This window comes from Candidatus Uabimicrobium helgolandensis (assembly GCF_041508025.1).
In the GTDB taxonomy this organism is placed as follows: domain Bacteria; phylum Planctomycetota; class Uabimicrobiia; order Uabimicrobiales; family Uabimicrobiaceae; genus Uabimicrobium; species Uabimicrobium helgolandensis.
In genome coordinates this window covers 1,340,905-1,361,134 of record NZ_CP165719.1, presented here as the reverse complement: position 1 = coordinate 1,361,134, position 20,230 = coordinate 1,340,905, and the positions used below count along the sequence as shown (strand labels likewise).

Below are 20,230 nucleotides of genomic sequence, written 5' to 3'. Positions count from 1 at the left end.
AACGCATATTATAGGAAAAACAATTGATTGCAACAAATCATTTTATTTTTGTACACATGTTCCGTAGTGGCGGAACGACTGTTAATAATTTTTTGTCTGAACATTTTGAGGGGAAAATGATTGGATATCATCGCCCACGAAAAATGATCCCTGCTTCTTTACAGCATTTGCCTGTATTAGGAACTATTCGAAATCCTTGGGATTGGTATGTATCTGTTTATCACCACGCTATCAATTTTGGTTATCCTAAAGGGGCAAGTACTTTCTTAAATTGGTTGCTTGATTTTGAGAAATTAGATTTCAAAAATACCATACCTTATCTTCTGCGAATTAAAGATATACCACAAAAAGAAAAAGTTCTTGCTTATTTTCCGAATACTTACGACTGGAAATCTATAAAAATTGATAACTTAACAAAATCGGACTGTGAAAAATACTTAACTTCCTCATACGGTTTTTGGTCATGGTTGATAGAACATATGTACTGTGTAGATGAAAAGCTTGCCGATGTTTCTTGGTGTAAGACGAACTCCCTGGATGAGTTTCATTTACTACTTGAAAAATTTAATACTAACAAAGAAGCGAAAAACAAGCCTATAACAAATCATTTAAACTCAATGACTGGTCATAATTCTTATCTACAAAAAAATGTTCCCGTACCAAGAAAAAAAGACTATCGAGAGTATTACGATGATGAAACGCGCAACTGGGTATACGAAAAAGATCGCAAGTACATTGATTATTTTGGATTTGAATTCTAAATTTTGGCCCGTTCTAATATTTGAATTTTTGCAAAATATTTTTTACTTCAAGCGATGTATTTTCAGCAAGAAATAAACGGTTACCATCCCAATTTTTCAAAATCATTGCTTGGGAAGTAGAAGGCGCAAATTTAGGTAAGTGTAATTCACTACCTTGCCATTTAACCATGTGTGATAAAGTAGCAGGAGACATATCTTTTACTTCCGTTAAATGTAATTGGTATCCTAACCACTGTTGTAATATTTTCGCCAAGCTAGAGTCTAATTCTTTTATACCAAGAACAAGTGTATGACCTTGCCATTTACTGAGAAGATTTAAGCTATCATGACTAATTGTATGTAATCCTCTTAGCTCAAGTTCTTTACCGCGCCAGTAAGACAAATGTAAGCTATTTTCAGAGGACAAATGTTGAAGTCCGTTGATATAAAATTTTTTTCCAGACCACTTAGAAAAATGATGTTTTTGCAATTTTTCAATACCATTCAAATAAAGTGTGCCTTTATGTTTTTTTATGATCGTAAAAAACTCTAAAGATACAGTTTTTAATCCATTAAAGCTCAAAACACTAGGATTGTTTTGAGTGATAAATTTTAATGCGTTGTTCTCTATTTCTACTAAACTATCTAAGTATACAGCTCCCGATCTATACTGAAAATGTTCTGCTATATTAGAAGGAAGTTTTTGTAATCCGTTTAAAGATATAGCTCCTGATACTTGCGATATGCACTGTGCATCTTTTACTGAAAGCTCTTTTATTCCATTAAAAGAAATATAATTGCCGCGCCAATTTAATAAGTGGTTTGTTATATGGTCTATTTTAGCAACTTTATTTAAAGTTAGTACTGAACCTTTCCACTGAAATAGATAACGAGCTACTTTATCATCTATTTTTTTTATATCTAAAAATAAATATTTTCCATTCCAATTTTTTATAGATTTTGCTGTTGACTCAGATATAGAGCTTACTCCAGGCAAAAACATAAAATCTTGCGGCGACTTTTGTTGTTCCCACTGCAAAACGCCAAAAATATTCTCTTTTTTGATGTAAGAGTATATTTTGTTATCGGATTGTTGAGATATTTTTTGTAGTTCTTTCAATGTGTAATCTGCGTACAAAAAAAGTTGTATTTGCAGAAAAAAGACTATAAATCGCATAAGGTATCTACTCTAAATAATTTTATCATTAGGGCGTGTCATCATTCAATACAGATAAAAATATAACGGATTCATTTAATGATACGCCAGTAGTATTGAGCCCGAGCCCGTTTGTGAGCCCGCGCCTGAAAACTTTTTGAAAGCGACAGAAAGTGATTTATTCGTTCAATACTAGTTTTTTGCGATGGAAAAAGAAACTTTGCTTCTTTGATAAATTGTTAGTGAAAGTTTAGGAAACGGGCTCGAAAAAACACACAATATTTTGAATGATGACACGCCCTAGTATAAAACCATACTTTAAATAGTAATTCGCGACCGCTAACTATAAAAACAAAGCAGTCGCGAACAAAATATATCTCCTGGTGCGATATAGTTAAAACCTATCGACACACTCTATTTCTTTTGTTCTTTTTCTAGTTCGCGCATTTTTAAATTTTGGTAGTTTACAGCATCCACAAAATTTATGGTATGATTTTTAACGCGTCTTAAAGACACAAAAATATCGCTAAATGTAAGAGCTGATAACGGCTGACAAATCCCGTCGCGCATTCGTTCGATATGATCGTCGCGCATTGCATTTGCTGTGTTACTTAAGTTCTTAGCTTCTTGGTCGTAGTGATCTACTTTTCCCTCTAAATCACGTATATTTTCAACGACACTATTGAAGAGAGTGTAAGTACTTTCATAGTACTGGGAGAGCTGATCCCAAGCTTGACTGCTAAAGGTTTGTTGGTTTTTATATATACGCCAACGATATATACAAAGTGAGCTAGTTTGGTCAGCTATAGATTCTAATTCGTCTGCTGCACGAATAATAGTATAGGCTTCTTCTGTCTGCTTCGTAATAAGCGAGCCTTCCATCGCATGACAAACAAAAGATGTAATTTCTTCCTGAATATTGTCAGTAATTGTTTCCAGATGCATAACTTCGTCAAAGTCTGGTTTTTTAGGTTTTTCTCTTTCTAATAAGTAAGATCTCGTATGTTTCAATGACTTTTTAACCATTTGCGCCATATTTTCTAATTCGAGAGAAGCCATTTTGAGAGAAACACCTGATGATTGATAACCACCTACTTGTAAATACTTTAACTGTGCAACTTCTTTACTCTTACTATCGGGAATTAACCAACAAACAAAACGCGTAAGGTACTGGATAAAAGGTAAAAAGATAATCGTTGCAGACACATTAAAAATCGTATGGCTAGCAGCAATGTGAGCTGCAATGTATATTTTAGAGCCATCAGTTTCTGCAAAATCAGCTAATCCAGGTACAAGGTTCTCTATAAAAGCAATATAGGGCTGAAAAATAGCAACCATAACAAGAACACCAAACAAATTAAAAAATGCGTGAGATAAAGCTGCTCTTTTCGCGTTAGTGCTACCTCCAATACACGCAAGCTGCGCAGTGATTGTCGTTCCAATATTTTCACCTAAGACTAAAGCTGCTGCTGTTGCAAAGCTTAGTGACCCTGTGCTTGCAAGCGCCATAGTAATACCAAGCATTGCCGAACTACTTTGAATAATGAAAGTCATAAAACAACCAATAATAACACAGCCTAAGAGACTCATAGTGCTTTGTGCATCAAAGTATTGTAAGAAACTCAAAAAACTCTGATCGCTACGCAAAGGCTTGAAGGCTCCACTCATCAACTGTAATCCAAAAAAGATGAAACCTAAAGCGACAACAACTTTACCTAAAGCGTTTAAGGTTGATTTTTTTATAAAAAGCATAGGAAATATGCCTAAACCAATCAGCAGTAGACCATATTTTCCAATTTTAATTGCTAAGATCCAACCAGTAATGGTTGTACCAATATTTGCTCCCAAGATAACACCAACTGCTTGCGTCAAATTCATAAGTTGTGCATTTACTAGACCAACAACCATCACTGTAGATATGGATGATGATTGAATTAAAGCGGTAACTGATAAACCGACAAGAACAGCGATTACTCTATTTGAAGTGGCCTTGGTAATCAATTTTTTTATCAAACCTCCGGTCATAGCTTGTAGACTTTCGGAAAGGAATTTCATTCCTAGAAAAAAAATTCCTAAACCCCCTAAAGCTGTGTAGGCCATTTTAAAGTAATCAATTTTATCCATGATTGTGTATTCCTTTTTTTACTTTATTTTGGAAAGTGAATCGTTTTGAATGGGGCTGCGTACAGCAGCTAAAAAATCTCAAAAGCCTAAAATTACTATTGACTGATTATAAAACAAATGTATAATAAACCGTACAAAAACTGTAACAAATATTTTGTGAATAATTTTTTCTAGCAACGCTCCTTGTCTGCAGGCTTGGCCACTAGAAATAAAAGAATTATTTACTCTGCTGTCTCTAACAGGGAACTATAAGTTGAGTTTTTACTCTTGGCACTACACTCTCTTAGACTGTAATGACCTCCCACTTATTTTCTAGAGTGAGATTCTCTAGCAGTAATCGGCCACAGTACTGCTCGGTGTCCGTCTTAAATCTATTTTTCGATTTTTGAGTTTTAATAGGAGCGGTGAATTATAATGTACTTTCTTCTACAGTCAAAGTTAAATATTTGTTAATTTTTTGTGAGATTTTTGTATGAAGAAGATATTTTGGTTTTTTATCATTATTATATCTAGCATTGTATTATTTATGTATTTATCAAAAATTCGTTATGATACATCTATTTCACAATTGTTTGTGGAACAAAGCAGTGTCTATCGCAATTTCGCGAAGTTCCACAAGATTTTTGGCACAGATGAATTTTTGGTGTTGGCTGTTACCACAGATAAAGATGACATACTAAATAAGAAATCTTTGCAGCTAGTCTCAGAGATTACAACTCACTTTGCAAAAGATGAATATATTGATATGGTTGTTAGTATTACTAACATCCAAGATTTCTCGATTAAGAAAGTTTCTGTTCCGTTCTTCGATACAAAATTTATTCCTTATCCGCAAGGACTTTTGCTATCTAAACCTTATAACAATATCAATAACCAAATAAAGTATCGAATTTTTAGCGATCCATTTTTTTACACAGGGCTAATAACTCAAGATCGTAAAACAACTTTTATTTGGCTACTATTAAAACCTGAACTAAAAGAGCAACCTGATTTTACAAAATACATAAATGATTTACGACATCAAATTCCACCTCAAGTTCGCGTTTCTGGGTTCCCTCTTATATATGCAACAATAAAAGATCTCGTGATGCGAGACGCACAAGTTTTATTTTGCATTTCTTTTTTAGTCAGTTTATTGCTACTTCTCGCGTATAAAATTCCCTTTAAGGCAATCATTGGTTTTTTAATATCACTTTTAGTTACGCTTAGCTCCTTTGTTTTATACCTGTATTTAAGCGGTAATCATTTACACATTTTTAGTAATATTGTGCCTTTGTTTTTTTTCATTACCTCTATCCCCACCATTGTGCACATGAATTATAGTAAAGAAAAAATTACACGCACTATTTGTTTTTTGTCAACGACAACAACAGCACTAAGTATTTTTACTCTATATTTTAGCGATATCGGCCCACTTTCTCTCTTAGGTATTGAAATACCTTTTGTTATGTTTATTTCTTTGGCAGTAAATATTCATTTCTCATCACCGCAAGATATTCCCCCAAAAAAACGTAAGATAACGAAACACTATAACAAACATTTATTAGTAGTATTCGCAGTAATTTTAGGCTTTCCTTGGGCGCTTTTTTGCAGTCCACCTCGAATTCTACCAGGATTCATTGAATATTTACCGCGCAATCATGCTGTTGTAAAAGATTTCGATTATGTATCTAAAAAACTTAAAGCACAGCACCCTTTTGAAATAATGATTAAATTTAACGAAAAAAATGCCTTAGTCAATCCTGATGTTTACATACATTTACAAAATATGGAAAACGAAATAATATCAAATAGTGAAAAATCTATTGCTGAGACCATAAGTGCCGTAACTCTTATGTCTAGTTTGAATTGGAAATTTGAGTATCATATTAATGGAGATACAAACAATAAAAATTTTCAAGTTACGCGAAAAGCAACCCAGTTTGCTATTTCGTGGTTGGTGAAACCGTTTTTTGTTTTTTTTAAACAACCCCAAAATGATAAAAACCACGATATTCTTAGTTATTATCGCTCACAAATGCAGCAATTATTTTCTTCTGAAGGAAAATACACTCGTATTGGATGTCGCTTACTCCACGATGATCCGCAAATAGTTTTAAATCTTGAAAAAAATTTACAAAAAGTTTTTCAAAAATATGAGCGCATTTTAAACGCTCATATTTATTGCACTGGTTATACACTTTTAATTGCAAACACCGCAACGAATATATATCATACACAATATATATCTATACTGTGGGGAAGTGCATTAATTGCTATACTTTTTTTCGTTGTCATGAAATCTTTAGCTTTAATGTTATTAGCAATGGCCGTAAATATCATTTCTTTAACAGGAGTGGCGTCAGTATTTTTTATATGTGGTTTCGATATTACCTTGTATTCAGTAATTCTTTTCGCTGGACTTATAGGAATTATGGTTGATGACACCATTCATTTTGTTTTACACTATAATTACTATTGTAAACATCACCAAGACTTTGACAATAGTACCTGTTTAGAAAATACACTATCTCATGTAAAACCAGCAATTTTTTCTAGTTCACTTATCTTATTGGGTGGGTTTTGTGCTTTTTTTGTAAGTGAACTAAGTGTTTATCATAGTTTTGCACTATTGTTTCAAGTCGGTATTGTTTTTGCATTTTTTTGGGATTGTTATATTTTACCAGAGTTAATACATTTCGTTAAAATAAAAAAAACACGTAAACATCTGAGGTAAACTCTGAATACTAACACGTTTATTAAGCCATTTAAGAAACAAATCATAAGGAATTTAAAATGAGTAAAGACAAAATTAGTGTCATTGGCATTTCTGGCAGTATCCGCGAAAATAGCTATACCAGTGCCGCTGTTGAATTAGCTCTAGAAGGCGCCCAAGAATTTGGCGCAGAAGTTGAATTAATTGAATTAAGAAAATACGAATTGGTGTTTTGTAATACTGAAGGAGAAGATAATTACCCTAAAGATGTTGCTAAGTTACGTGAAAAGGTAGAGTCTGCCCACGGAATTATCCTAGGAACACCTGAATACCACGGTGGTTACAGTGGTGTACTTAAAAATGCTCTTGATTTGATGGGCTTCAAACAATTCGAAGGAAAAATGATGGGGCTTATCGGTGTTTCTGGCGGAAAAATGGGCGCAATCAATGCATTAAATGGTTTACGTGTAGTTGGACGTACTTTACACTCGTGGGTCATTCCTCAGCAAGCTTCTATTTCCGAAGCGTGGAAAAAATTTGATGATAAAGGTAGTCTCGCAGACAAAGACTTACACAAACAAGTCAAAAATGTAGGGCAACAACTTGCAAAATTTTCGTTTTTGCACCATTCGAATCAAGCAATGGAATTTTTAAGATTATGGGAAAGTGCCATCGAAAATCCTGGGGCAGAATAGTCTTTTTAATCTTTATTTATTATATGAGCTATTTTAGGGAGTAACAAGGCACCTCAAAATAAAATAATGATGCCCCGCAACAGAAAAGTAACGATAAAAATCCCTAAAAAATATCAACATCACTCAAAAAATACATCACATGAAGGTAAGTACTCGCGAATAACTTTTTGTTGTTCGGGAGAAAAACTTTTGTGGTCAAGGATTAGATTAGATAATTGTTTCATGCTTTGTATCCCTGGTATTTGCTGGATGCTATTACCCGATAATCCAAGTACCTTTAATTTTTGCAATTGCGATAAACTATTTGGCAGAGATTCAACTTTGTTATCTGTTAAATCTAGCAACTCTAATTGATACAGTTTGATAATATTTTCAGGCACCATTTTTATATAGTTATTTCCTAAATATAAATTCCGTAGCGTTTTTAACTGTAGTACTGCAGATGGAATTTCTTTTAAGTCAGTCCAATGAAGATTAAGTTTTTGTATCGAATTATTTGCCTCGATAAAGCTTAAACTCTTATCTTCTATTTTCGTCGTTTCTAAATTGAGGTAGTTTATATTGCATTCTGATATCGTTGTTGCGTTTATTTCATTAGCTATGCGTAATTCTTCAAATTCACAATTTTGAAAAGAGCAATTCTTGCTTCCGTATATAAGCACTACTTCACTTTTGAATTTACATTTCTTAAATTTGCAGCCTGTCAAATCTTGATTATCTCCATATAATTGTAATGTACAATTATCGTATGTCGCGTTATTTTCGATTTCCTGTAAAGTTTGATTTGTAAAATTAGTCATTAAATTCTCTTTTATTATAGATGTTTCTTGTGAATAGGTGAGGTAGTAGTTTTTAGGACTGTTAGCAATTGATTATGAGTGAGACCTTGCCGTCACGAAATTCGGGTATAAATGAAGTGTACTTTTTTTAAATGTCAGTGCACTCTAGTTGATTTTCCACAATTTTTTGCATTTGCGCAATGTTATTTTTGATAATCTGTTGTTTTATTGTACAAAACTCTACGTGACCGAAGCGAATTTCGCAAAATAGCGTACTTATATTTTTGACTGTTTCGTAGTATTGTGGAAACTGATGTTCTATTCTTGCTAGAAAATCAAAAGGTGTTTCTTCTATATATTTATAACAGTTTACTTTACCTAAAATAGAAAGCATATTTTGATAAAAAGAATTGGCTATAGCATGAGGGCTTTTATCGATAAGTGCATCACGTTGTTGTTTAGTTAAGGTTTTTTGTTTTCTCTTTTTATATAACGAGGTTCTGCTACTATACATTATCAAGAGAACAACAAGTACCCACCAGTATTTTTTCGCGGAAAGAAACAATGATTTTACATAAGTATAAACAGATTTTTGTTGAGAGTAAGAAAACCCTAACACATCAAGTGTCCAAAAGGCATAAATCTTATAGTAAATTTTTTTCCAGTAGCTAAGACCTATTAAATAATCACTCTGAGGAGGAGTAGGATCAAAAAATACCCAATTTTGGCGCTCATCGAAAACTTCTACCCATGCATGCGCATCTTCGTTACTGACAATAGCATGACCTTTTTCATATTTCCCTGAACGAAACCCTCCAACCACACGCGCAGGAACACCTACAGAGCGTAGCATAACTGTCATTGCTGTGGCAAAGTGAATACAATATCCGCGTTTTGCTTCAAATAAGAAATAATCGCTTACTTCATTCTTTCCTGGATTCATATTGAGCGTATATGGATAATTTCCCTTTAAATAATCTTCTATCGCCTGGGCTTTTTTGCGGCTGCCACTCAAACCTTCCGTTATTTCTTGCGCTAAATTATGTACTCGTTGCGAAATATTTGGTAATTGTAAAAAGTGCTGATTTATCCATTTTGGGTCCCACTTTTTTTTGATTTTTGGACCTGTCAACAGAAAATAAGTAAAGCTTTTTTTAAATTTGCGCTTTGAACTAATATTGCCAACTTCATCAATGATTAATTGCGTTCTAAAATTACTCGATTTTAGAACGTAAGGGGTATTGCGATAAAATATAGTTTCTCCTGGGCTATTGTTGAATTTGTAAACTTCTGCAACCATATTTTTGACAGAAGGATTAATCTCAAGATAACCTCGAAAACGAATATTTTTAGTAGGAAGGTCAGCATGCCAATTACTTCCATCGAATCTGTTGTAAATAGCACCTTTAAAATAATCTGACGTATTTTTTGTTTGAACCACAAAAAATACATTTGGATCAGAAAGAATATTACGTACCGAAGAACTAGCTATCTTCCCACTAAATCCTGTTTTGCCAATATTAAGCTGGCCAGAAGTTGCAAATTCCCACTTATGAGAACGTGGCACTAAAATAAATACGGTAACTGCAACTACAACACTTATTAAAACTATTACTAGTTTTACAAAGGTGGTTTTTAGAGAATTGCGGTAAGTAACAGGGCGTTGTGAAATCACCTGACATACTGCTAATTCTTGTTGGAATAATAATGAATAATACAATAAACGCATACTACTAAAAACAAAGAGAATAAAAAATACTAAATATTCAAAGCGGTTTAATAAAGAGGTGCACAATAGCATCATACCAAGGATTGTAAGTAGATTCACTGCTGACTTCTGATGATTCTTTTCTCTAAAAAAAAACAAAAAATATGAGCCTATGAGAATACCACCGGCCGAGAATAGAGTATCTCCTTGGGTGAAGGTATAAATCAAGGCAAATATTGCAATGAGTAAAACGGAAGCAAGTGCATCTATTATCTTATTTGAAAGAGGTTTGTTGATCAAAAATCCAACAGTTACAAGTAAATATAATGGAAAAATTAAATAAGCTCTCTCTACCGCAAAACTAAAACAACCAAGAGTTACAAGCATATTAATGTACATCCAACGGATATAGTATTTTTCAATATTTTTACTACTCAGAGCAATTGTTTTTTTTAGCATACTCTTAACCTAATTGAATTTGGCTGTACAGAAAAAGTATATTGATAGCGAGTATATCTTTCTACATTTTGTTCCGTACAAATTAAAGTTGTCTCAGAATTATTTTTTAAATACTCTTTGATTTCTTGGGTTACAACGTTGGTTACAATAATGAGCTTTTTATATGATTTTTCAGGTGCGATAAATGGAATATCTTTCATCTTCAACTCTGCTAAAAAACGCAAAACATTTCGTAGCTTAAGTGAATTATTTTGTAATTCTTTGCTACCGACAGCAAAATAATTCAATTTAGCTTTTTGAAAAACTTGTGCAGTTATAGAAGAAGTTGCGAGTATAAGTTCTTCAAACATCTCGCTTTGCCCTGTGATGTACGGAGTATCTATTTTAAAAGCAATGATTACACTACACTCGCATGGATTTTCATCTACATATTCACGGACAATCAAATGATCTTTTTTTGCAGACGCTTTCCAATCAATATAACGACGATTATCTCCTTGAATATAGTCACGTAAACGAGAGAATGAATCCTGTGAGGTTTTGTTATTTGTAATACTTTGCTTTTTATTATTGTAATACCTATCAAAATAATTTATTGAAAAATTTTCAACATTGAGAACTGGGGGCAAAATATACAATTTATTACTCGCAGAAAGAGATATTTTATTTTGGAATAGTGCAAAAGGGTACTTTGTTGTTAGTGATATTTTTTCCCAATATACTACACCTCGATGACGATAAGTTGTTTTATATGTCGAGAGTATCTCTGATTGTGGGGGAATATGGTGAATAAAGACATCCTTGCTACATGTATGATCCTTAAAGACCATTGCATATTTGTTTTCGTTTGTTTCATTACCAAATAATACTTGTATCGATAGCTCTTCATTAACGAAAACTTCACCTGGGCTACTAATTTTTGCTTTTATGCCTAATAAATTTCTCTGTGCTAACATCGGAGAAAGCAACCAAATACAAATTAAAAAGGTATTGAATAAATGCATCAAATTTGAACGAGTATTTAATCCTGCAAATAACAAAGCGAGTATAATGACTATGAGGATTTTTCCCATTTTTGTAAGTGTCATAGCGGTACAGAGGTTTGTTCTAAAACACGCAACAAAAATTTCTTAACATACACTTGATTATGATGATCCATAGATTGAACGACACGGTGTAGTAGCGTAGGTAGGAATAATTCTTTTATATCATCGGGAAGAACATAATCACGGCCAGATACTAATGCATATGCTCTAGCTATTTTAAAAAGAGCTAAACTTCCACGATGACTAACACCGTAGGCAACTTCTTTTGTATTACGCGTAGCATTTGCTAAAGCAATTATATACCTATATATATTGTCATCGACAACAACCTCTTTGACTTTTTGACGTAAAGCTAAAATATCTTCTACGTGCAAAACTGACTTGAGCTCATTTATTGGATGATTTTGCGACTGGCTTTTCATCATTGCCATTTCTTGGTTATCATCTAAATAACCCAAAGAAATTTTTAATAAAAAGCGATCTAACTGCGCCGTTAATAAAGGGAAGGTACCTGTAAACGAAATAGGATTTTGCGTTGCAATAACAAAAAAGGGATCTGGTAATTGATATGTGGTACCATCAACAGTTACTTGCGCCTCATTCATTGCCTCAAGAAGACTGCTTTGTACTTTAGGAGTTCCGCGATTTATTTCATCAGCAAGAATAATATTGTGGAATATTGGTCCCTTACGAAACTCAAAATCGTTGGCTTCTTTGTTAAAGAGTGAAACTCCAGTAATATCAGCAGGCATAAGATCTGGAGTAAACTGAATGCGGCAAAAATTAGCTTCTATTGATTTTGCAATAGCAAGCGCTAATGTTGTTTTTCCCGTTCCAGGAATGTCTTCTATGAGTAAATGGCCACCAGCGAGTAAGCAGGCTACAGATAACTTTACAGACTCCGTTTTACCTACGATCACTTGCTCGATGTTTTCTATTAGTTTTTGTAATTTTTCCATCATTCTCTCAGTACTAGTTGTGTTTTTTGATATACACAAGCTCCCCCTGCAGGGGGAGCTTACGGTTTTCGCCGATATGGGAGACCGTAACCGTTGTATTCTTTATATTTCTCTACTATCGCTTGGTATTTTTCGTACTAGTACTAGTTTTTCTTGTTAGCACGTCGTCTTCTTTTGTTGGTAAGAATCGCACGTCCGCCTCTTGTTCTCATTCGTGTCAAAAAACCAGTTTTTTTGCGATACTTTATGCTTGATTTTCTTGTCTTTACTTTCATTGTTCGGCCTTTCTTATATATAGTTCAATATCGATTTCAATTTCGATATCGAGAGATCTTCAACACCATTTAGAAGTTGATCTGCCAATTTTGCATGATCCTTTATGGTGTTTAGTGTATAGTCAATGATTTTATCGTGATCAAAACTTAATTCAGGAAGACTTTTTATTGAAAACCACTCTGCTTCTTTAGCATCTGTTCCAGCTTTAATATTTGTTTTTGATTTAACAATACTCCAATATGCCATGGATATTGTCCAGCCACGAGGATCGCGACCTGGCTCATCGAATAAAGTTAGCGGTGCTAGTGAAGAGGCAATTAGATTGGTTTCTTCCTGCAATTCGCGATAGGCAGCTTCTTTTGCTGTTTCACCTTTAGCCACAAAACCACCTGGCAATGCCCAACAATCCTTAAACGGATTTTGTTTTCTTTTGATCAGGAGAAGTTCTACTTTGGAACGATACCACCTAAACAGGACAAGGTCAACTGTCAAGGATGGTTGGGGGAATTTTTTCTTACTCATAGTTATATTTGTTACCCAATTTAAGAATATTTTGCTATACTTAAGATGAGGGCATGTCGTCACTTAATTTGACTTATATTAAAATCTAAATACCGACACGTCCTACCAAAATTATAATCTTAAAAATTGAGATTTGCCTATGATTTCTCCAAATAACATCAAATTTCTGTTCGTTGTGTTATTTTGTGTAAGTGCAATTATTGGTAACTTTTTTTCCCCACAATCCAATATAAATATTCATGAGATGTGGGTTAAGAAATACGCCCGCGAATTTTTTATAGATGAAAATTTAATTGCGGCGATGATTATGACAGAATCTAGTGGTGATGTCAAGGCTGTTTCTCCAAAAGGCGCACAGGGTTTAATGCAAATAACACCTGAAACAGCCAAAAATTTATGTCAAAAACTGCAAATTTCTTTTTCTGACGATATTTTACTACAACCACAACAAAATATATTTCTTGGATGTTACTATATTCACTATTTGTTAGATTCTTTTTATGGTTGTAAAATTTTAGCGTTAGCTGCATATAACTGTGGTCCTAATCGTGTAAAAAAATGGCTTAGAAAAACACCAAATATCTCAGCAGTTGCCATCTTAAAAACGCATGCTCCACTCGAAACGAAGCATTTTGTTTGGACCGTGTTATATCGCTATCATAACAGTATTAGGTGAACAATATGGAACGATTTTTACAAACTGTAGAGTTAGTAAAGGCTTATAAAAAAAGACGCGTTGTCGATAAAGTTTCTCTACGTATAGAACCAGGTAAAGTGATTGGTCTACTTGGGGCAAATGGTGCTGGCAAATCAACTACTTTTCGTATGGTTGCCGGATTAGTAAAACCAGATCATGGACGCATTGTATTAGATAATAAAGATATTTCAAATTTACCAATGTACATGAGAGCACGTATTGGTATTGGCTATCTCCCACAAGAGGCCACTATATTTCGCCGTTTAACAGTTCGCGATAACATACTTGTAGTTCTCCAACACCTAAAACTAAGTTCCAAAGAGCGTAAAAACTTACTAGCATCCCTGTTGGATGAAATGAACTTAAAGCATTTAGAAAAGACATACGCAGAGCGTTTATCAGGCGGAGAACGAAGAAGATTAGAAGTAACAAGACTACTTGCCACTTCGCCTTCTTTTATGATGTGGGATGAACCGTTTGCTGCAGTCGACCCTATTATAGTAGAATACCTACAAAAAATTATTCTTGATCTTAAAGAAAAGGGAATTGGGATTCTTATCACTGACCACAAACCCAAAGAAACTCTCGCAATTAGCGACTATGTATATGTAATGCACCAAGGAAAAATTTTAGTAGAAGACACACCTGATATTGTTGCTGCAAGTCCTATTGTGCGCGATGTTTACTTAGGAGAGTCTGTCTCTGTTGATTCCCAAAAAATCAATAAAGAAGACGCTCTTAAAAATGCGTTCAGCTTTTTTAACAACAAAAAGTATGAACAAACCATTGATTATTTAACCACCGCTTTTGGTAATGATATTCACAACGAAGCGCGTTTTTTACGAGGAAAATGTTTTTTAGCTACAGAAGAATATTCTTCCGCGATTTTTGACTTTAAAAAAGTACTTAAATTTTCCCCTGAGCATAAGGAAGCAGCGCTTTGTTTACAACAAGCAAAAAACTCTTTGGAATAGAACGCGTACGCATTCATCACCTTTATAATTTAGTTATACCTTACACTAACTTTGTTACTTTTCAATTGCAGAGAAAAACCATGCGTTTTCAAAGTACCCTACTAGTCGAGATATTTCGTACGATACAAAAACCAAAACACGGACCCATCTTAATAATATTATTTTTTTTATACACACAAATTCTCGCTGACCAAGCAATAAAAATAACCGTTAATAAAGAAGGTCCTTATGTCATTTATTTCGACCAAATAAAACCGTTTTTTGCCAAACTCAACTGTGATTACCTCCATCTAAAACACAATGGAAAAAATATTCCTCTTTGTATTTTAAATGACACTGAATCACAGCGTAAAGCTTTATATTTTTATAACACCTTCCCGCATAAAACTCATTATTTATTATGGCTTAAAAACGAGATTTGTACTTTGCGTTGGCAGGAAAAAACCGAGAATAGATCATCAAAGAATTTTAAGCATGCATGCATAATTGAAAAAGTATTTGAGCAAAATAATGTTTTTGCCTCTTTTCCACAAGAAAACTTGCCAATAACACCTTTACATATCGATTATAAGATGTGGAAACAAGCTAATCGTAGTGGTCTTCTTGAGATTCAATTTTCACTAGACAATTATCTTCCTAAAGAGTCAGAAATATTTATTGACCTCATTCATAGTTATACGCGTAAAGCTATCGGACAAACAAAAATATTCCTCAATGACAACTATGTAGGTAAATTCGACATTAGTTCCTTGAAGAAAATTAAAACGACTCATTTGCAACTAGGTAACAATGTTTTGCGTTTTGAACTAACAGCAGGCTCCTATTTACCTGTCTATTTAAACAGAATCATTATTCGTTATTTAGGAGTAATTCGCAATCGTGGTCGTTTATTACTAAGCGGTAAAAAACACTTACTAACAATTACCAATAACGATATGTACTTTTTTTTAGACAAAAACTATGTGTACCAGCGAGTAAAAAGCACTTTTTTTTGTGAGCAATCAGGCAGTGTTTATTTTTGGCGTAAAAAAGATTTTTTAACTCCTACCAAGATCACCACAGTAAAAGATTATAATCTAAAATCTTTCGATGCAAATTACATCATAATTGCTCCTACTGTTTTACAGTCTACACTTACAACATTAGTTCATTGGCGTCAAAAACAAAATCATAAAATTTCTTTTATTTCACCGCAGCAAATCTATAATACTTTTGGTAATGGTATTCCCAGCTCTCAAGCAATAAAAAACTTCGTTGCTTATGCTCATAAAAAGAATTCTAGCAATCTAGAATATTTACTGCTTGTAGGAGATGTCTTTCCCGACACAAACTTTGGCATCCCCACTAATTATGTATATACTTATTTTGATGGAGTGACAGCAAGCGACTTTCCTTACAGTTTAGATGGTCATATCGCCGTAGGGCGCATTCCATCCCAGAATCCACAGACCTTGAAAAAAGTAATCGCAAAGATTATTGATTATGAATCCAAAGGAGGACTATGGCAACGAAGAATAGACTTTGTTGCTGGTCAAGGTGGATTCGGAGAAGCTATTGACAATTTCAGTGAACTTATTTTCAAAAAGCTCATTGCAAGTTACTTACCTGTAGAATATAAAATAAACATGGCATACGCAAATCCTAGCTCTCCTTACTTTATTCCTCCCCAAAAATTTACGGAAAGAATATTACAGAAAATACAAAAAGGTTCATTGTTTTTTGTCTACATCGGGCATGGTAATCGCGATAGTTTCTCTCGAATAATTTATAAAAATCGCAAGTACAAAATGTTTGGCCTTCGCGATGTGGCAAAACTTGCCAAAGGTAATACTTCTCCAATTATGGTATCTATCGCTTGTTCAAATTCATATTTTGATGGAAACTCTCTAGGCGAAAAATTATTGTTACATCCTTTTGGGCCAGCTGCTTTTTTAGGATCAACACGCATTTCTCATCCATATGCTAACGCTCTTGTTGGTAAATCACTGCTAAAAGGACTTTTTGAAAAAAAAATAACAACTCTTGGAAAACTAGTAAACCACGTTAATAAAGAGCTAAAATCTCCTCCGCGTTTTGATTTTTTGCAAATTCTCATAGATGGTGGAGCTAAAATATTTACTATCGGAACTCCTCTTCAAGATCTAAAACGGATTCGCAAAGAACATCGGTATTTGTACAATATTCTCGGTGACCCAGCAATACGCATAAGATATCCCCAAAGTGCTCTTTCTATCGAAGAAAAAAATAAAGATACTAAATTTTTAACTTTAAAAATAAAATCAAGCGTTAAAATTCCACAAGATACTATTGTTAAAGTGTCTATGGAAAAAAGTTTATTCACTGCAAATAAAAAAAATGAGTCGACTTACCATACAGTAAACAACAATGCTATTTTTAAAATTTCTACAACATATAAAGATGGTGTCTTTCGAATCCCCACAGAAAATTTAAAATCAGATAAATACTATGTAAAAGTATGTATGGTAATCGAAAATAATTGTTTTGTTGGAACGTATTTGTATTCAAAAGGAAAAACTAATGGCAATTAAATGTACTTGTTCTAGTTGTAGTCATGCATTTGAAGTTCCTGATGAGTGTTTTGGTAAAAAAGTAAACTGCCCAAGTTGCGGAAATGCTGTTTCTATTGAGTTGGGATTTTCAGATGACGATTTTTCCCACGATAGCACACAAAATGAAGATGTTTATGATGATCCAACGCTAGATATTAATGATGACAATGATCATAATAACGGTGATTCAGAGATTGATTTAGATGCTGACATTACTATCCCTGATGATTTAGCAGAAGATAATTTAAAACCTGCGCCTGAGTATGTGCCTCCGGCTCGAAAAGTAGACAATGATACTGGTGTATCATTAGAACCTATTGTCACAGGTGTTGGCAAAAAAAATAAGCTTCCTATTTTACTCGGGGGCTTAGCTGTTCTAATTGGAGTTTATGTACTTTTTATTCGTAAATATGAAGCACCTCCAATTACAGTTTCTAAAGTTGTTGATCTTGCTCCAGACGATCTAAATGGCGCTATAGTTGTCAACTACGAAAGCCTGAAAAAGTTATTTGACAAAAACAGCCGCAAATTTGTAAGTAATTTGTTTCGTTCTCTTCCCAAAGATGCCCCATTTAGCGAAGGTAGTTTAAAGCAAGTATTTATCTATACCTCAGGTGAACAACAAAAGCCAGATGTTGAAATGCTCATTATCGGAAAATTCATTCCCGAAAGATACCAAGGGCTTTCCAGTAATTATCAAGGTTACGGTGTAGGTAAACTAGAGGTTCCGAAAACAAATCGAAAAACATACTACTCTTTACTACAAAAAGACTTACTTGCCTTAGCAGATTCGAAAAAAAGGCTTGAAAAAATTATTGATCGCTATGATAACGGAAGTTCTGCTGAGACAGGTTTTGACCTAAATTTTTTAAAGAGTGGCACAAATCAAATTCCTTATATTTTTAAGCTTCATGGCAAAATAGACTTAGAAGGGCTTCGCAAAATTCCTCAGTTTGGACAAATTCCTCAAGAATATCGTTCGTATGTTTCATTATATCGAATGTCTTTCGAAATTGGCCATAATAAAAAACAGGGTTACATATATTTTAAGGGTGCATTTGAAGATGGCAATGTGGCCGAAAAACTATATAGATTTTTGCTAGAACAAAGACAAAATCTACAAAATTATGTCCAATCATTTCAAACAGAAAAAATCAAAAACTCTGTTGAACTACTAAATAACATTAATTTACACACTGAAGAAGACAGTTTGATTATAAATTGGGCTTTGGACTCTAATTTTATTGATGAAATGAAATGGCTGGGTAGCGAAGGACACTCTAAAATATCTGAAGAGGTAATGTGGTCTGAGTATAATGAAAAAATCTTTACAACACTCCAAGAAGAAATAACTTATTTAGAACAATTTTTACGTACATATTCTATCGGTATCTACTCAGAAAAAGCACAAGACCGCATCAACAGTTTAAAGCAAGAAATGTTTGCTGATGAAACTAAAATTCTTTATAAACAGTATCTCTCGCGCACAAATCCAAAAACGCCGCTACAAAACTGGCTAATTTGGAATGAATTTCCATTAGAAAAATATGCAGGATTGCCAATTGTTGATAAAGTCCATCAACATATTTCCAATTCTAAAGATGAGATTCTTAGGAACATAGATAACTTGTACAGTATTATGAAGCAGATAAGTACAAAAAAAAGTTATGAAAAAATGGATAGCGAATTCGACACTACTTACAATTCTTTTTTCTCTAAAGAAAATTTCGCTATACTCAAAAAATTGTTTTCCAAAGACAAAAAAACATCAACGCTTTTTCGCCGAATTTCAGCGTTATACAGAAAAATGGGAACGGGCCACGCTAAGTACATAAAACAAAAAGAAAAAGAAAATGCTATAGAAATAAAGAGAGTTTCAACACTAGTGGCTAGTTTTTTCAATGGCAGTTACTATGAATATTTAACTAATAAAAATTATCAAGGAGCACGTAAACGCATTCTCGACTATAAACAGACTCTTACAAAACTAAATAGTAGTTCGTGGGATGCCAAACTAGATCAAGCTATCAAAGATTTAGTACAACTAGAAAAAATGGATCTGCTTATTTATAAAAAATTACGATCTTTAAAAAGAAGTAAAAAGAAAGTTCCCCTAGCAATGATCTCTGGAAAATTACGCAGTGGAATAGTTGTTTCAACAAAAAAAAGAACATTTTTACTAAAAACATACAGTTCCGTAGAGAAGTATAAGTATAGAGAGATAAAAGCACAGTACATGTTTAAATTGCTAGAAAGTAAATACCTAGGAGATCCTGATGTGTCATATTCTCTTGGTTTGTTGCTATATAGCTATGCAAAAACTAAGAATTCTAGTACTGAACTTCGTTTAGCCGAAAGATGCTTAAAAAGTGCAATAAAAGCAGGGAATTTACAAGCAAAAGAATTGTTACTTTTATTCGATAAAAAGTAAAAGTAGGTGTGGTCCATCACTTGAGCGATTTCAGAATCATCTGAGTTGAGTAGTCTATTTCTTCGAGCCCGCTTGCGAGCCCAAGACATTCATAATCGAAACGATTCGTTATATCGAGAAGAGCATTCTTTTGTATCCGATCCCCTCAGGGACTTAACCGTAATTTAACCTACACTCTGTGAAGTGAAGTAAGGAAATAAAAAGAAAGAAAGAAGAGTACATAAGAGATGTGGACAAAATAAAATGTCTCAATTAGGACCAGAGCAGGGGCATTTGGTATTCTCTTTCTTTCCTGCACCTGATATGTTAATGCGCTTTAACACTCATTGAATCAATGTAGCGCATATTCATCATCACTATCTTGTGTTACATTTTAATTCTTAATATTACTGAAGGAGC

14 protein-coding genes are annotated in these 20,230 nt (G+C 33.7%); 7 read left to right on the top strand and 7 right to left on the bottom strand.

Going from position 1 to position 20,230, the window contains the following annotated elements; all coding sequences use genetic code 11:
* The first annotated feature begins 23 nt into the window (after positions 1 to 23).
* Complete coding sequence (locus UABHE_RS04925; RefSeq protein ID WP_372369126.1) at positions 24 to 761, top strand: hypothetical protein; 738 nt, start codon at positions 24 to 26, stop codon at positions 759 to 761.
* A 13-nt stretch (positions 762 to 774) separates the two neighbouring features.
* Here the strand turns inward: UABHE_RS04925 and UABHE_RS04920 are convergent, their stop codons facing one another.
* Positions 775 to 1,917 (bottom strand): hypothetical protein, encoded by a 1,143-nt coding sequence (locus UABHE_RS04920; RefSeq protein ID WP_372369125.1) that lies wholly within the window; start codon positions 1,915 to 1,917, stop codon positions 775 to 777.
* Between the two features lie 393 nt (positions 1,918 to 2,310).
* Positions 2,311 to 4,020 (bottom strand): Na/Pi cotransporter family protein, encoded by a 1,710-nt coding sequence (locus tag UABHE_RS04915; RefSeq protein WP_372369124.1) that lies wholly within the window; start codon positions 4,018 to 4,020, stop codon positions 2,311 to 2,313.
* A 472-nt stretch (positions 4,021 to 4,492) separates the two neighbouring features.
* Between UABHE_RS04915 and UABHE_RS04910 the strand changes: the two genes are divergently transcribed.
* Together UABHE_RS04910 and UABHE_RS04905 are read left to right on the top strand one after the other, a co-directional pair.
* Positions 4,493 to 6,736 (top strand): RND family transporter, encoded by a 2,244-nt coding sequence (locus tag UABHE_RS04910; protein WP_372369123.1) that lies wholly within the window; start codon positions 4,493 to 4,495, stop codon positions 6,734 to 6,736.
* A gap of 59 nt (positions 6,737 to 6,795) precedes the next feature.
* The gene (locus tag UABHE_RS04905; protein WP_372369122.1) at positions 6,796 to 7,410 is read left to right on the top strand and encodes an NADPH-dependent FMN reductase; all 615 of its coding nucleotides are present in this window, start codon (positions 6,796 to 6,798) and stop codon (positions 7,408 to 7,410) included.
* Positions 7,411 to 7,529: 119 nt separating this feature from the next.
* Here UABHE_RS04905 and UABHE_RS04900 read toward each other — a convergent pair whose 3' ends face one another.
* The 5 genes from UABHE_RS04900 to UABHE_RS04880 all read right to left on the bottom strand — a co-directional run bounded on the left by UABHE_RS04900 (position 7,530) and on the right by UABHE_RS04880 (position 13,159).
* The gene (locus tag UABHE_RS04900; RefSeq protein ID WP_372369121.1) at positions 7,530 to 8,210 is read right to left on the bottom strand and encodes a leucine-rich repeat domain-containing protein; all 681 of its coding nucleotides are present in this window, start codon (positions 8,208 to 8,210) and stop codon (positions 7,530 to 7,532) included.
* Between the two features lie 127 nt (positions 8,211 to 8,337).
* Entirely contained in the window at positions 8,338 to 10,356 is a 2,019-nt protein-coding gene (locus UABHE_RS04895) for a transglutaminaseTgpA domain-containing protein (RefSeq protein ID WP_372369120.1), read from the bottom strand.
* Positions 10,350 to 11,444, bottom strand: a complete 1,095-nt coding sequence (locus tag UABHE_RS04890; protein ID WP_372369119.1) for a DUF58 domain-containing protein — start codon at positions 11,442 to 11,444, stop codon at positions 10,350 to 10,352. The genes UABHE_RS04895 and UABHE_RS04890 overlap by 7 nt, the downstream gene beginning before the upstream one ends.
* On the bottom strand, positions 11,441 to 12,400 hold the full coding sequence (locus UABHE_RS04885) for an AAA family ATPase (protein ID WP_372369118.1): 960 nt from the start codon (positions 12,398 to 12,400) through the stop codon (positions 11,441 to 11,443). Before UABHE_RS04885 ends, UABHE_RS04890 begins: the two co-directional genes overlap by 4 nt.
* 249 nt (positions 12,401 to 12,649) lie before the next feature.
* On the bottom strand, positions 12,650 to 13,159 hold the full coding sequence (locus tag UABHE_RS04880; RefSeq protein WP_372369117.1) for an NUDIX domain-containing protein: 510 nt from the start codon (positions 13,157 to 13,159) through the stop codon (positions 12,650 to 12,652).
* Between the two features lie 139 nt (positions 13,160 to 13,298).
* On the opposite strand from UABHE_RS04880, the gene UABHE_RS04875 reads away from it, so the two are divergent.
* From UABHE_RS04875 to UABHE_RS04860, 4 genes are read left to right on the top strand one after another with little or no spacing between them, the layout of a single operon-like run.
* Entirely contained in the window at positions 13,299 to 13,835 is a 537-nt protein-coding gene (locus UABHE_RS04875) for a lytic transglycosylase domain-containing protein (RefSeq protein ID WP_372369116.1), read from the top strand.
* A 5-nt stretch (positions 13,836 to 13,840) separates the two neighbouring features.
* Positions 13,841 to 14,830: an LPS export ABC transporter ATP-binding protein gene (lptB, locus tag UABHE_RS04870; protein WP_372369115.1), complete on the top strand. Its 990-nt coding sequence runs from the start codon at positions 13,841 to 13,843 to the stop codon at positions 14,828 to 14,830.
* Positions 14,797 to 17,379, top strand: coding sequence for a C25 family cysteine peptidase (locus tag UABHE_RS04865; RefSeq protein WP_372369114.1), 2,583 nt, complete (start codon positions 14,797 to 14,799; stop codon positions 17,377 to 17,379). Before lptB ends, UABHE_RS04865 begins: the two co-directional genes overlap by 34 nt.
* Entirely contained in the window at positions 17,369 to 19,831 is a 2,463-nt protein-coding gene (locus UABHE_RS04860) for a hypothetical protein (protein WP_372369113.1), read from the top strand. The genes UABHE_RS04865 and UABHE_RS04860 overlap by 11 nt, the downstream gene beginning before the upstream one ends.
* The last annotated feature ends 399 nt before the right edge of the window (positions 19,832 to 20,230 follow it).